The 13,796-nt window shown below is 70.0% G+C and carries 11 protein-coding genes; 7 read left to right on the top strand and 4 right to left on the bottom strand.

The window, feature by feature from the left end; all coding sequences use genetic code 11:
• The first annotated feature begins 31 nt into the window (after nucleotides 1-31).
• From AC0666_RS12905 to pgi, 7 genes are all read left to right on the top strand, one after another.
• On the top strand, nucleotides 32-2,995 hold the full coding sequence (locus AC0666_RS12905) for a M14 family metallopeptidase (RefSeq protein WP_478707583.1): 2,964 nt from the start codon (nucleotides 32-34) through the stop codon (nucleotides 2,993-2,995).
• A 231-nt stretch (nucleotides 2,996-3,226) separates the two neighbouring features.
• Complete coding sequence (gene gap, locus AC0666_RS12900) at nucleotides 3,227-4,231, top strand: type I glyceraldehyde-3-phosphate dehydrogenase (protein WP_468584682.1); 1,005 nt, start codon at nucleotides 3,227-3,229, stop codon at nucleotides 4,229-4,231.
• A gap of 124 nt (nucleotides 4,232-4,355) precedes the next feature.
• Nucleotides 4,356-5,567 (top strand): phosphoglycerate kinase, encoded by a 1,212-nt coding sequence (locus tag AC0666_RS12895; protein WP_478707582.1) that lies wholly within the window; start codon nucleotides 4,356-4,358, stop codon nucleotides 5,565-5,567.
• Between the two features lie 6 nt (nucleotides 5,568-5,573).
• Nucleotides 5,574-6,350, top strand: coding sequence for a triose-phosphate isomerase (gene tpiA / locus AC0666_RS12890; protein ID WP_468584679.1), 777 nt, complete (start codon nucleotides 5,574-5,576; stop codon nucleotides 6,348-6,350).
• A 161-nt stretch (nucleotides 6,351-6,511) separates the two neighbouring features.
• A complete protein-coding gene (gene secG, locus AC0666_RS12885; protein WP_361724080.1) occupies nucleotides 6,512-6,733 on the top strand; it encodes a preprotein translocase subunit SecG in 222 nt (73 codons plus the stop codon).
• A gap of 188 nt (nucleotides 6,734-6,921) precedes the next feature.
• A complete protein-coding gene (locus AC0666_RS12880; RefSeq protein ID WP_007263454.1) occupies nucleotides 6,922-7,257 on the top strand; it encodes an RNA polymerase-binding protein RbpA in 336 nt (111 codons plus the stop codon).
• Between the two features lie 138 nt (nucleotides 7,258-7,395).
• Nucleotides 7,396-9,102, top strand: a complete 1,707-nt coding sequence (pgi, locus tag AC0666_RS12875; RefSeq protein WP_478707698.1) for a glucose-6-phosphate isomerase — start codon at nucleotides 7,396-7,398, stop codon at nucleotides 9,100-9,102.
• Nucleotides 9,103-9,186: 84 nt separating this feature from the next.
• On the opposite strand, the gene pgl is transcribed toward pgi, so the two are convergent.
• The 4 genes from pgl to tal form a co-directional block, all read right to left on the bottom strand.
• Nucleotides 9,187-9,969: a 6-phosphogluconolactonase gene (gene pgl, locus AC0666_RS12870; RefSeq protein ID WP_361724083.1), complete on the bottom strand. Its 783-nt coding sequence runs from the start codon at nucleotides 9,967-9,969 to the stop codon at nucleotides 9,187-9,189.
• A gap of 112 nt (nucleotides 9,970-10,081) precedes the next feature.
• The gene (opcA, locus tag AC0666_RS12865; RefSeq protein ID WP_468966766.1) at nucleotides 10,082-11,137 is read right to left on the bottom strand and encodes a glucose-6-phosphate dehydrogenase assembly protein OpcA; all 1,056 of its coding nucleotides are present in this window, start codon (nucleotides 11,135-11,137) and stop codon (nucleotides 10,082-10,084) included.
• Nucleotides 11,134-12,660 (bottom strand): glucose-6-phosphate dehydrogenase, encoded by a 1,527-nt coding sequence (zwf, locus tag AC0666_RS12860; RefSeq protein WP_361724089.1) that lies wholly within the window; start codon nucleotides 12,658-12,660, stop codon nucleotides 11,134-11,136. Before zwf ends, opcA begins: the two co-directional genes overlap by 4 nt.
• A gap of 6 nt (nucleotides 12,661-12,666) precedes the next feature.
• Entirely contained in the window at nucleotides 12,667-13,785 is a 1,119-nt protein-coding gene (gene tal / locus AC0666_RS12855) for a transaldolase (RefSeq protein WP_468966762.1), read from the bottom strand.
• Nucleotides 13,786-13,796: the final 11 nt, after the last annotated feature.

Below are 13,796 nucleotides of genomic sequence, written 5' to 3'. Positions count from 1 at the left end.
CTTTCGTGGCACACGACGCCCAGGGGGGCACATGAGGCACCGCGCGAGATCGATCCTCGCCGCCGGCACGCTCGTCCTCGGAACCACACTGGCCGCCTTACCGGCGACGGCCCACGCCCGGCCCGCGCCGGACGCGGCCTCCGGCGCCGACGAGGTCCGCGTCTACGACGCCGACATCACCAGGGAGCAGGTCCCGCTGGTGCTCGCGGCCGGCCAGGACGCCCACGAGCTCGCCGAGCGCGCCCCGCAGACCGGTACCGCCCACGTCGAGCTCTTCCTCACCGGCGGCCAGGCGAAGGAGCTCGCCGCGAAGGGCGTGAAGCTCGCCGAGCACAAGGTCCCCGCCAAGGCGGCGGAGCGCTCCCGGGCCGCCGGCGACGGGGTCTTCCGCCCGTACGGCGGCAAGGGCGGCCTCCAGGAGGAGATCCTGAAGACCGCGCAGGCCAACCCGGCCCTCACCAAGGTCGTCTCCATCGGCAAGACCGTCCAGGGCAAGGACATCCTGGCGCTGAAGGTCACCAAGAACGCCAGGACGACCAAGGACGGCGACAAGCCGTCCGTGCTCTACATGTCGAACCAGCACGCCCGTGAGTGGATCACCCCCGAGATGACCCGGCGGCTGATGCACCACACCCTCGACAACTACGGCAAGGACCAGCGGATCACCAAGCTGGTGGACTCCACCGAGCTGTGGTTCCTGCTGTCCGCCAACCCCGACGGATACGACTACACCCACGCGCCCGGGGGCAACCGGCTCTGGCGCAAGAACCTGCGCGACAACAACGGCGACGGAACCATCACCGCGGGCGACGGCGTCGACCTCAACCGCAACTTCGCCTACAAGTGGGGCTACGACAACGAGGGCTCCTCCCCGAGCACGTCGAGCGAGACCTACCGCGGCCCCAAGGCATCCTCCGAGCCCGAGACCGTCGCCCTCGACCGGTTCGAGAAGCGCATCGGCTTCCGGTACGCCGTCAACTACCACTCCGCATCCGAGCTGCTGCTCTACGGAGTGGGCTGGCAGGTGGCCACACCGACCCCCGACGACGTCGCCTACAAGGCGCTCGCCGGCACCCCGGAGAACCCGGCCGTCCCCGGCTACCACCCCCAGCTCTCCTCCGAGCTCTACACCACCAACGGCGAGGCCGACGGCCACGCGGGCAACGTCAACGGCATCATGATGTTCACGCCGGAGATGACCACCTGCCAGACGGCCTCCGCGAGCGACCCGAACGACCGGTGGAAGCCCGAGGACTGCCAGTCCGGCTTCAACTTCCCGGACGACGAGAAGCTGATCCAGGCCGAGTTCGCCAAGAACATCCCCTTCGCGCTGGCCGTCGGCGAGTCCGCCGCCCACCCCGACCAGCCCACGTCCTCCGTCGGCCTGAGCGCCGCCGACTTCACCCTCGACCCCTTCACCACCTCCTACGCGGCCGGCCGTGAGGGCCAGACGGTCTCCGTCACGGCCCGCAAGGCGCTGAAGGACAAGCAGCTCAACTTCCGAATCAACGGCGGCCGCACGCACGACGAAGACCTCAAGCCGTGGAAGGGCGGCCAGGTCTACGGCGGCGAGGACAACAACTGGTTCGACGAGTACCGGGCCACGGTCGACGGCGCGAAGCCCGGCGACAAGGTCGAGGTCTGGTTCACCGGCCGGGACCGCTCCGGGAGGAAGGCCACCAGCGAGCACTTCACGTACACGGTCGCGGAGCGGCCGCGGGGCGCCGACGTGCTGGTGATCGCCGAGGAGGGCGCCACGGCCCGGCACGCGCAGGAGTACGTCGACGCGGTGCGCGCCAACGGCAAGTCCGCGACGGTCTGGGACGTGGCGGCGCAGGGCGCCCCGCACCACCTCGGCGTGCTCTCCCACTTCCGCACGGCCGTCCACTACACCGGCGCCAAGACCCCCGGCGGGCCCACCCAGCTGGCGGTGCGCGACTTCCTGAACGAGGGCGGCAAGCTGATCGAGGCCGGCGAGCTGGCGGGCGGCAACGCCCAGGTCGGGCGCGCCGTCACCGACGACTTCAGCCAGTACTGGCTCGGCGCCTACGACCGTACGAGTGTCACCGGCGCCACCGGATTCACCGGCACGGGCACCCTCGCCGGGGCCAAGGGCGCCCTCGCCGACGCCGACGGCAACCCCCTCAACGCGCCCGGCTCCTACGCGGTGACCTCCGAGGCCCTGCCGCCGGCGCAGTTCCCGCAGTTCAAGAGCGCGCAGGCGGGCCAGTACGCCGGGGTCGTGAACCCGTACGCCCCCTACGCCGGCGCCGGGATGGCCGCGGCCACCCACGAGGACAACGACTGGAAGCGGCTCACCCGCACCATCGACCTGACCGGCGTCACCGCGGCCGACAGGCCCCAGCTCAAGATGGCCCTGAACTGGAACACCGAGCCGGGCTACGACCACGCCGTCCTGGAGGCGCACACGGTCGGCGGGGAGGACTGGACCACCCTTCCCGAGGCGGGCGGACAGACCGGGAACGCCGTCCCCGAGGAGTGCGAGGGCGGGTTCTTCGTGAACGGCCACCCGTTCCTGCGCCACTACCTCACCGTGGCGTCCGGCGGGTGCACCCCGCAGGGCACCAGCGGCACCTGGAACAGCTTCACCGGTTCCTCCGGCGGCTGGAAGCAGGTCTCCTTCGACCTGAGCGCGTACGCGGGCAAGAGCGTCGAGGTCTCGCTCTCCTACGTCACCGACCCGGGCTCCGGCGGCCGCGGCGTCTTCGCGGACGAGGCGCGCCTCTCCGTCGGCGGCGCCGACCAGGCCGCAGAGGGCTTCGAGACCTCGCTGGGGGCCTGGACCGCACAGGGCTCACCGGCCGGAAGCCCTCAAGTCCCGGGCGACTGGGCCCGTTCCGGGGAGCTGTACAAGTCCTACGCCTCGGTCACTACGCGTAACACGGTGCTCCTCGGTTTCGGCCTGGAACACCTGCCGACGGCAGCGGATCGAGCGGTACTCGTCGGTAAATCACTGCGTTCCCTGAACCGGTGATCGACGAACCCCCTGCCGCTCACTCTGAGTGATGCGGCTCGGAAGCCCGCGGCGCCCCGTACCCGGACCTGGGGTACGGGGCGCTGGGGGAATCCCCCTGCAGGAGGGGGAGTGTCAGGTCCCGGCCGATGTCACCGAGAAGCTCACAGAGAGGTAGGGTCGTAAGCGGTCGGGGACATCCCATACAGCTCGCCGGCTGACAGACCGGCGCACCAACGAGGAGATCGGTTCGTGACGATCCGCGTAGGCATCAACGGTTTTGGCCGCATTGGCCGCAACTACTTCCGCGCGCTCCTGGAGCAGGGAGCGGACATCGAGATCGTCGGTGTCAACGACCTGACTGACAACGCCACCCTGGTCCACCTGCTCAAGTACGACACCATTCTGGGCCGCCTCAAGGCCGAGGTCTCCCACACCGAAGACACCATCACCGTCGGCGGCAACACCTTCAAGACGTTCGCCGAGCGCGACCCCGCGAACCTGCCCTGGGGCGAGCTGGGCGCCGACATCGTCATCGAGTCGACCGGCATCTTCACGAAGAAGGCCGACGCCGCCAAGCACATCGCCGCGGGCGCGAAGAAGGTCCTCATCTCGGCTCCGGCCAAGGACGAGGACATCACCATCGTGATGGGCGTCAACCAGGACAAGTACGACGCCGCCAACCACCACGTCATCTCCAACGCCTCCTGCACCACCAACTGCGTGGCGCCGATGGCCAAGGTCCTCGACGAGAACTTCGGCATCGTCAAGGGCATGATGACGACGGTCCACGCCTACACGAACGACCAGCGGATCCTGGACTTCCCGCACTCGGACCTGCGTCGCGCCCGCGCCGCAGCCGAGAACATCATCCCGACCTCCACCGGTGCCGCCAAGGCCACCGCGCTGGTCCTGCCGCAGCTCAAGGGCAAGCTGGACGGCATCGCCATGCGCGTCCCGGTCCCGACCGGCTCGGTCACCGACCTCGTCCTGGAGCTCGACCGCGAGGTCACCAAGGACGAGATCAACGCCGCCTTCCAGAAGGCGTCCGAGGGCCAGCTGAAGGGCATCCTCGACTACACCGAGGACGCGATCGTCTCCTCCGACATCGTGAACTGGCCGGCCTCCTGCACCTTCGACTCCTCCCTGACGATGGTGCAGGGCAAGCAGGTCAAGGTCGTCGGCTGGTACGACAACGAGTGGGGCTACTCCAACCGCCTCGTCGACCTCACCGTCTTCGTCGGCGGCCAGCTCTGATTTCCGGAGCGGCAACCACGATGTGAAGCTCAGGGTCCGGGCGGCGCGACGACGCGCCGGCCGGACCCTGTAGTTTGCCTGTCGTTCTTCGCCCCGACATGGGCGCCTAAGGAGTCAGAAACACATGAAGACGATCGACGAACTCCTCGCCGAGGGCGTCTCCGGCAAGCGGGTCTTCGTCCGCGCCGACCTGAACGTGCCGCTCGCCGGCGACACCATCACCGACGACGGCCGCATCCGCGCCGTGCAGCCGACCATCGCGAAGCTCGCCGAGGCCGGCGCCCGCGTGGTCGTCGCCTCGCACCTGGGCCGCCCCAAGGGCGCCCCGGACCCGGCCTTCTCGCTCGCCCCCGCCGCCAAGCGGCTCGGCGAACTGCTGGGCGCCGAGGTCGCGTTCGCCCCCGACACGGTCGGCGCCTCCGCCAGGGAGACCGTCGCGAAGCTCGCCGACGGCCAGGTCGCCGTCATCGAGAACCTGCGCTTCAACGCCGGTGAGACCTCGAAGGACGACGCCGAGCGCGGCGGCTTCGCGGACCAGCTCGCCGAGCTCGCCGACGTCTACGTCGGCGACGGCTTCGGCGCCGTCCACCGCAAGCACGCCTCGGTCTACGACCTGCCCGCGCGCCTGCCGCACGCCGCCGGCCAGCTCATCGCCACCGAGGTCGGCGTCCTGAAGAAGCTGACCGCCGACGTCAAGCGTCCGTACGTCGTCATCCTCGGCGGCGCCAAGGTCTCCGACAAGCTCGCCGTCATCGACGAGCTGCTCGGCAAGGCCGACCGCCTCCTGATCGGCGGCGGCATGGCCTACACCTTCCTCAAGGCCAAGGGCCACGAGGTCGGCATCTCCCTCCTCCAGGAAGACCAGATCCCGGTCGTCACGGAGTACATGGAGCGCGCCGAGAAGAACGGCGTCGAGCTGGTCCTGCCGATCGACATCCTCGCCTCCGCGGACTTCCCCGACCTCAAGGGCAAGACCCCGGCCGAGTACATCACCGTCGACGCGGACAAGATCCCCGCCGACAAGGAGGGTCTGGACATCGGTCCCAAGACCCGTGAGCTGTACGCCTCGAAGATCGCCGACGCCGAGACCGTCTTCTGGAACGGTCCCGTGGGCGTCTTCGAGCACCCCGACTACGCCGGAGGCACCCGCGCCATCGCGCAGGCCCTCGTCGACAGCAGCGCGTTCACCGTGGTCGGCGGCGGCGACTCCGCCGCGGCCGTGCGCACGCTCGGCTTCGACGAGAACGCTTTCGGACACATCTCTACCGGTGGCGGCGCCTCCCTCGAATACCTTGAGGGCAAGACGCTCCCCGGCCTCGCCGCACTGGAGGTCTGACCCTCAATGAGCACGCGTACCCCGCTCATGGCGGGCAACTGGAAGATGAACCTCAACCACCTTGAGGCCATCGCGCACGTCCAGAAGCTCGCCTTCGCCCTCGCCGACAAGGACTACGACGCCGTCGAGGTCGCGGTGCTGGCGCCCTTCGTCGACCTGCGCTCGGTCCAGACGCTGGTCGACGGCGACAAGCTGAAGATCAAGTACGGCGCCCAGGACCTCTCGGCGCACGACTCCGGCGCCTACACCGGCGAGATCTCCGGCTCCATGCTCGCCAAGCTGAAGTGCACGTACGTGGCGGTCGGCCACAGCGAGCGCCGCCAATACCACGGTGAGAGCGACGAGCTCTGCAACGCCAAGGTCAAGGCCGCCTACCGGCACGGGATCACCCCGATCCTCTGCGTCGGCGAGGGCCTGGAGATCCGCAAGGCCGGCCAGCAGGTCCCGTACACGCTGAACCAGGTCGACGGCGGTCTCAAGGACGTCCCGGCCGAGCAGGTCGAGTCCATCGTGATCGCGTACGAGCCGGTCTGGGCGATCGGGACCGGCGAGGTCGCGACCCCCGAGGACGCCCAGGAGGTCTGCGGGGCGATCCGCGGCCGCCTGGCCGAGCTGTACTCCCAGGAGCTGGCCGACAAGGTCCGCATCCAGTACGGCGGCTCGGTGAAGTCCGGCAACATCGCGGCGATCATGGCCCAGCCCGACGTCGACGGCGCCCTGGTCGGCGGCGCGGCGCTGGACGCGGACGAATTCGTCAAGATCGTCCGCTTCCGCGACCAGTAGGCACTGTGATCGTCGCAGTGAGTATGCGGTAGGGCGGATCCGTCGTACCCTTGCGGGGGCCGGGAGGCTGAACCATCAGCCGCCGGCCCCCGCGCGCATCCGGCAGCACACCGGGATGCCGGACAGCCAGTAAGCCAGACAGATAGGAATCAGCCGTGATTATGGGGTTCTCGATCGCCCTGATCGTCTTCAGCGCCCTGCTGATGCTGCTCGTGCTGATGCACAAGGGCAAGGGCGGCGGCCTCTCCGACATGTTCGGCGGCGGCATGCAGTCGTCCGTCGGCGGCTCCTCTGTCGCGGAGCGCAACCTGGACCGCATCACCGTCGTGGTCGGTCTGCTGTGGTTCGCGTGCATCCTGGCGCTCGGCATCCTGATGAAGTAGAGGGGCCTACGGTTCTCGCCATTCCGGCAGCCCGGCCGCCTGCGCCCCGCCTATCATGAGACCGGCGTCCACAGCCCGGAGTGAGTAACTCCATGTGATGGACGTGCGTTGGGCCTTACGTAGACTGGGGCGCCCGCGGCGGAAATCCACTGACGCTTCGCGGCACCATCACGCAGGGAGTTACGACCGTGGCAAGTGGCAACGCGATCCGTGGCAGTCGGGTCGGAGCGGGGCCGATGGGTGAGGCCGAGCGCGGCGAGTCCGCGCCCCGCCTGCGCATCTCCTTCTGGTGCTCGAACGGGCACGAGACGCAGCCGAGCTTCGCCAGCGACGCGCAGGTGCCGGACACCTGGGACTGCCCGCGCTGCGGGTTCCCGGCCGGCCAGGACCGGGACAACCCCCCGGCCCCGCCCCGCACCGAGCCGTACAAGACGCACCTGGCGTACGTGCGCGAGCGGCGTACGGACGCCGACGGCGAGGCGATCCTCGCCGAGGCGCTCGCCAAGCTGCGCGGCGAGATCTGAGACAGGTCGGCACAGGGCCCGGCCCGTGGGAGAAGACTCCTGCGGGCCGGGCCCTTTGCGCGTGTTGCGCTGCTTGTGATCCCTTAAGTTGGTGGTGGCGGGGCACGACAGGACGGAAGAAACGGGTTGATGTCCGAGATGAACGCAAATCAGGCCGCCGCGCGAAGCGCGTCAAACGAGGGTGGTGGCGGGCGACGGGAGGGACGTACGAGGCTCAACCGGACGCCCGAGTGGCTGGCACTCGGCAAGCACCGGGAAGCGCTGGGGAACACGCATCTGCGCGAGCTGTTCGAGGCGGATCCGAACCGGGGCACGGGCTACACCCTGCAGGTCGGCGACCTGCACATCGACTACTCGAAGCACCTCGTCACCGACGAGACGCTGGAACTGCTGCGCGAACTCGCCGCCGCCACCGGCGTGGCCGAGCTGCGGGAGGCCATGTTCCGCGGCGAGAAGATCAACACCACCGAGGACCGCGCGGTCCTGCACACGGCCCTGCGCGCGGCCGCCGACGCCGTCGTCGAGGTGGACGGCGAGAACGTCGTCCCCGGCGTGCACGCCGTACTCGACAAGATGGCCGCCTTCTCCGAGCAGATCCGCTCCGGGCAGTGGACCGGCTTCACCGGACGGCGCATCACCAACATCGTCAACGTCGGCATCGGCGGCTCCGACCTGGGCCCGGCCATGGCCTACGACGCGCTGCGCCCCTTCACCGACCGCGGCCTGACCGTGCGGTTCGTGTCCAACGTGGACGGCGCCGACCTGCACGAGGCCGTACGGGACCTGGACCCGGAAGAGACGCTGTTCATCATCGCGTCCAAGACCTTCACGACGATCGAGACCATCACCAACGCCGAGTCGGCGCGGGACTGGCTGCTCTCCGGGGTCGGCGGTGACCAGGCGGCCGTGGCACGGCACTTCGTGGCGCTGTCGACCAACGCCGAGAAGGTGACGGCCTTCGGCATCGATCCGGCCAACATGTTCGAGTTCTGGGACTGGGTCGGCGGGCGCTACTCCTTCGACTCGGCCATCGGCCTGTCGCTGATGATCGCGATCGGCCCCGAGGCCTTCCGTGAACTGCTCGCCGGTTTCCGGACGATGGACGAGCACTTCCGCACGGCGCCGCCGCAGGAGAACGCCCCGCTGCTGCTCGGCCTGCTCGGGATCTGGTACGGCGCCTTCTTCGACGCCCAGTCGCACGCGGTCCTCCCGTACAGCCACTACCTTTCCCGGTTCCCGGCCTACCTCCAGCAGCTCGACATGGAGTCCAACGGCAAGTCCGTCGACCGGGACGGCAATCCGGTGGACTGGCAGACGGGACCGGTCGTGTGGGGCACGCCCGGCACCAACGGGCAGCACGCGTACTACCAGTTGATCCACCAGGGGACCAAGGTCATCCCCGCGGACTTCATCGGCTTCGCCCGGCCGGTGGCGGAACTGCCGCCGAGGCTGGCCGCGCAGCACGACCTGCTGATGGCCAACTTCCTCGCCCAGACGCAGGCGCTGGCCTTCGGCAAGACGGCGGACGAGGTCCGGGCGGAAGGGGTCGAGGAGTCCCTGGTCCCCCACAAGACCTTCCGCGGCAACCATCCGACGACCACCATCCTCGCCACGGAGCTGAGCCCCTCCGTGCTGGGGCAGCTGATCGCGCTGTACGAGCACAAGGTGTTCGTGCAGGGCGCGGTGTGGAACATCGACTCCTTCGACCAGTGGGGCGTGGAGCTCGGCAAGGTCCTGGCCAAGCGGGTGGAGCCGGCCCTGTCGCAGGGCGCGGACGTACCGGGCCTCGACCCTTCGACGAAGGCCCTCGTCTCCGCCTACCGGCGGCTGCGCGGCCGCGCCTGACCGTCCGGGCCGTCCGGTCCGCCCGGGCGCAGACGACGCGAAGGGCCCGCACCCCGGGGGGTGCGGGCCCTTCGGCCGTAGGGGTCAGGCCGAGGCAGGGGGGTACATGCCCGGCGGGAGCTTCGCCGCGGCCGCGCGGTCGAGGAGCCACAGCGTCCGCGAGCGCCCGTACGCACCCGCTGCCGGGGCCTGGAGCTCGCCGGCCCCGCCGAGCGCGATCGCCACCGCGCCCGCCTTGTCCTCGCCGGCCGCCAGCAGCCACACCTCCTTGGCCGCCCGGATCGCCGGGAGCGTCAGCGAGACCCGGGTGGGCGGCGGCTTCGGCGCACCGTGGACGCCGACCACCGTGCGCTCGGCCTCGCGCGCCGCAGGGTGTTCCGGGAACAGCGACGCCACGTGGGTGTCCGGGCCGACGCCCAGCATCAGCACGTCGAAGCGCGGCACCGGCCCGTGGTCCTCCGGGCCCGCCGCCCGGCGCAGCTCCGCCGCGTAGGAGGCCGCCGCGGCGTCCACGTCGTCCCCGTACGGGCCGTCCGAGGCCGGCATGACGTGGACCCGGGCCGGGTCCACCGGGACGGCGTCCAGCAGGGCCTCGCGGGCCTGGGTGTGGTTGCGCTCGGGGTCGTCGGCCGGGACGTACCGCTCGTCGCCCCACCACAGGTCCAGCCGGGCCCAGTCGACGGCGTCCCGGGCCGGGGCGGCCGCCAGGGCCGCGAGCAGGCCGTTGCCGTTGCGGCCACCCGTCAGGACCACCGAAGCGCTGCCGCGGGCCGCCTGCGCGTCCACGATCTTCGTGATGAGCCGGGCCGCCGCGGCCTGGGCCATCAGCTCCTTGTCCCGGTGGACGACGACCTGGGGAGTCGTCATACCCATGTTCTTGCCGCCTTCTTGGTCGCGACTTCTCGGTCGGGAAATGGCTCGGCCGCCGGCCCGGTCCCTGCCCCCTCGGGGGCCGGACCCGGCCGACGGCCGCGGTTCGTCACTGCTTGGCCGGAGCCTTCTTCGCAGCCGTCTTCGCCGCGGGCTTGGCAGCCGGCTTGACGGCCGGCTTCGCCTCCGCCTCGGTCGTCTCCGCCGCCCCGGCCGCAGCCGGCGCCGCGGCCGGCTGCTCCGCCTCCAGCGTCGCCACGCCGAACTTCAGCGCGGACTCGTAGGTGTTGTCCGGGTCCAGCCGCCGCAGCTCCTCCGCGAGCAGCTCCGCCGTGTCGCGGCGCTTCAGCGCCACCGCACGGTCGGGCTGCCCCGGCATGCACAGCGTGGCCAGGGAGCCGTCCGCACGGTCCAGGACGATCTCGCCCTCCTTGGTCGTCAGCCGGACCGACGTCAGGCCGGGGCCCGAGGAGACGGTCCGCTTGACGGGGACCTCAAGCCGGTCCCCGAGCCACATGGCCAGCAGCTCGCAGCTCGGGTTGTCGTCCTCGCCCTCGACGTGCGCCGAGACGACCGTCACGTGCTGCTGGTCCAGCGCCGCCGCCAGCATCGAACGCCAGGGGGTGATCCGGGTCCAGGACAGGTCCGTGTCCCCGGGCGCGTACGACGCGGCGCGCCCGGCGAGCGCATCGATCGGGTCCTCGCAGGAGTACGTGTCCGTGATCCGGCGCTGCCCCAGGGCCCCCAGCGGATCGCCCGCCAGGTCCGTCGGAGCACCCTCCGGCCACCACACCACCACCGGGGCGTCCGGCAGGAGCAGGGGGAGGACCACCGACTGGGCGTGGTCGACCAGCTCGCCGTGCAGGCGCAGCACGATCGTCTCGCCGCTGCCGGCATCCGCCCCGACACGGACTTCCGCGTCGAGACGGGCGTCACGACGGCTGCGCGGCGAGCGGCTGACCCGCTTGATGACGACGAGGATCCGCGAGGGGTGCTCGTGGGACGCGTCGTTCGCCGACTTGAGCGCGTCGTACGCGTTCTCCTCGTCGGTCACGATCACCAGCGTGAGGACCATGCCGATGGCCGGCGTGCCGATGTCCCGGCGCGCCTGCACCAACGCGGCGTTGATCTTGCTGGAGTTGGTCTCCGTGAGGTCGATCTTCATGGCCGGCGCCAGCTCCGTCCGTCTCGTGCGAGCATCTCGTCCGCCTCGACCGGCCCCCAGGTGCCCGCCGGGTACTGCGCGGGCTTGCCGTGCTTGTCCCAGTACTCCTCGATCGGGTCGAGGATGTTCCAGGAGAGCTCGACCTCCTGGTGGCGCGGGAAGAGGTTCGCGTCACCGAGCAGGACGTCGAGGATCAGGCGCTCGTACGCCTCGGGGCTCGACTCCGTGAAGGACTCGCCGTAGGCGAAGTCCATCGTGACGTCCCGGACCTCCATCGAGGTGCCCGGAACCTTGGAGCCGAAACGAACCGTCACGCCCTCGTCCGGCTGGACCCGGATGACCAGGGCGTTCTGCCCCAGCTCCTCGGTCGCGCCCGACTCGAACGGCAGGTACGGGGCCCGCTTGAAGACGACGGCGATCTCGGTCACGCGGCGGCCCAGGCGCTTGCCGGTCCGCAGGTAGAACGGGACGCCCGCCCAGCGGCGGTTGTTGATCTCCAGGCGGATGGCCGCGTAGGTGTCGGTCTTCGACTTCGGGTCGATGCCGTCCTCTTCGAGGTACCCGACGACCTTCTCGCCGCCCTGCCACGCCGCCGAGTACTGGCCCCGCACGGTGTGCTTGCCCAGGTCCTCCGGGAGCTCGACGGCCGTGAGGACCTTGAGCTTCTCGGCCACCAGCGCCTTCGGGTGGAAGGAGCCGGGCTCCTCCATCGCGGTCAGCGCGAGCAGCTGGAGCAGGTGGTTCTGGATGACGTCGCGGGCCGCGCCGATGCCGTCGTAGTAGCCGGCCCGGCCTCCGATGCCGATGTCCTCCGCCATGGTGATCTGCACGTGGTCGACGTACGACCGGTTCCAGATCGGCTCGAACATCGTGTTGGCGAAGCGGAGCGCCAGGATGTTCTGGACCGTCTCCTTGCCGAGGTAGTGGTCGATCCGGAAGACCTCGTCCCGCGGAAAGACCTCGTGGACGACCTTGTTGAGCTCCTCGGCGCTCTTCAGGTCGTGCCCGAAGGGCTTCTCGATGACCGCGCGCCGCCAGGAACCCGCCTTCTGGGCCAGGCCGTGGTCCTTGAGCTGCTGGACCACCTTGGGGAAGAACTTCGGCGGGACCGACAGGTAGAAGGCGAAGTTGCCGCCCGTGCCCTGCTGCTTGTCGAGCTCCTCGATCGTCGCCTTCAGCGTCTCGAACGCCTGGTCGTCGTCGAAGTCGCCCTGCACGAACCGGCAGCCCTGCACCAGCTGCTGCCAGACCTCTTCCCGGAACGGCGTGCGCGAGTGCTGCTTGACGGCCTCGTACACCTCCTGGGCGAAGTCCTCGTGCTCCCACTCACGGCGGGCGAAGCCGATCAGCGAGAAGCCCGGCGGGAGCAGGCCTCTGTTGGCCAGGTCGTAGACGGCAGGCATCAGCTTCTTGCGCGACAGGTCACCCGTAACGCCGAAAATGACCAGGCCGGACGGCCCCGCGATGCGCGGAAGCCGCCGGTCCTGTGCGTCACGAAGCGGGTTCGCTCCGTTTACAAGCAACGTGCTCTAGCCTTCCGTGGGGGCGAGGCGCTCAAGCTCCGCCTCGGTCGACTTCAGCAGGTCGTTCCAGGACGCCTCGAACTTCTCGACGCCCTCGTCCTCCAGCAGCTGCACCACATCGTCGTACGAGATGCCCAGCTTCGCGACCGCATCGAGCTCGGCGCGCGACTGCGCGTACGAGCCGCGCACGGTGTCGCCCGTGATCTCGCCGTGGTCGGCGGTGGCCTCCAGGGTGGCCTCCGGCATGGTGTTCACCGTGTTCGGGGCGACCAGGTCGTCCACGTACAGGGTGTCCTTGTACGCCGGGTCCTTGACGCCGGTCGAGGCCCACAGCGGACGCTGCTTGTTGGCGCCTACCCGCTCCAGGGCGTTCCACCGGTCGGAGGAGAAGACCTCCTCGTAGGCCTCGTAGGCCAGGCGGGCGTTGGCGAGGGCCGCCTTGCCCTTCAGGGCCTTCGCCTCGTCCGTGCCGACCGAGTCCAGGCGCTTGTCGATCTCGCTGTCCACGCGGGACACGAAGAACGAGGCGACCGAGTGGATCAGGGACAGGTCCAGGCCGGAGGCCTTCGCCTTCTCCAGACCCGCCAGGTAGGCGTCCATGACCTCGCGGTAGCGCTCCAGCGAGAAGATCAGCGTGACGTTGACGCTGATGCCGCGCCCGATCACCTCGGTGATCGCCGGCAGGCCCGCCCTGGTAGCCGGGATCTTGATGAGGGTGTTCGGGCGGTCCACCAGCCAGGCCAGCTGCTTGGCCTCGGCGACGGTCGCCCGGGTGTCGTGGGCGAGGCGCGGGTCGACCTCGATCGAGACCCGGCCGTCCTGGCCGTCGGTGGCGTCGAAGACCGGGCGCAGGATGTCGGCGGCGTCGCGGACGTCCGCCGTCGTGATCATCCTGATGGCCTCCTCGACGGTGACCTTGCGGGCGGCGAGGTCCGCGAGCTGCTGCTCGTAGCCGTCACCGCTGCTGATCGCCTTCTGGAAGATCGACGGGTTGGTGGTCACGCCGACCACGTGCGACTGGTCGATGAGCTCGGCCAGGTTGCCGGACGTGATGCGCTTGCGGGACAGGTCGTCCAGCCAGATCGCCACACCCTCGTCGGAGAGGCGCTTGAGTGCGTCTGTCATGGGATTACAAC

This window comes from Streptomyces sp. NPDC043680, from assembly GCF_056436685.1.
The sequence above is the reverse complement of the archived record's forward strand: the minus strand, read 5'-3'. Positions and strand labels throughout refer to the sequence as shown.

Coding starts and splice junctions, on each gene's coding strand:
- pgl (WP_361724083.1), bottom strand. CDS start 9,969: ATGACGACTCCCCAGGTCGTCGTCCACCGGGACAAGGAGCTGATGGCC.
- AC0666_RS12895 (WP_478707582.1), top strand. CDS start 4,356: ATGAAGACGATCGACGAACTCCTCGCCGAGGGCGTCTCCGGCAAGCGG.
- secG (WP_361724080.1), top strand. CDS start 6,512: ATGGGGTTCTCGATCGCCCTGATCGTCTTCAGCGCCCTGCTGATGCTG.
- pgi (WP_478707698.1), top strand. CDS start 7,396: ATGAACGCAAATCAGGCCGCCGCGCGAAGCGCGTCAAACGAGGGTGGT.
- AC0666_RS12905 (WP_478707583.1), top strand. CDS start 32: ATGAGGCACCGCGCGAGATCGATCCTCGCCGCCGGCACGCTCGTCCTC.
- tpiA (WP_468584679.1), top strand. CDS start 5,574: ATGAGCACGCGTACCCCGCTCATGGCGGGCAACTGGAAGATGAACCTC.
- opcA (WP_468966766.1), bottom strand. CDS start 11,137: ATGAAGATCGACCTCACGGAGACCAACTCCAGCAAGATCAACGCCGCG.
- tal (WP_468966762.1), bottom strand. CDS start 13,785: ATGACAGACGCACTCAAGCGCCTCTCCGACGAGGGTGTGGCGATCTGG.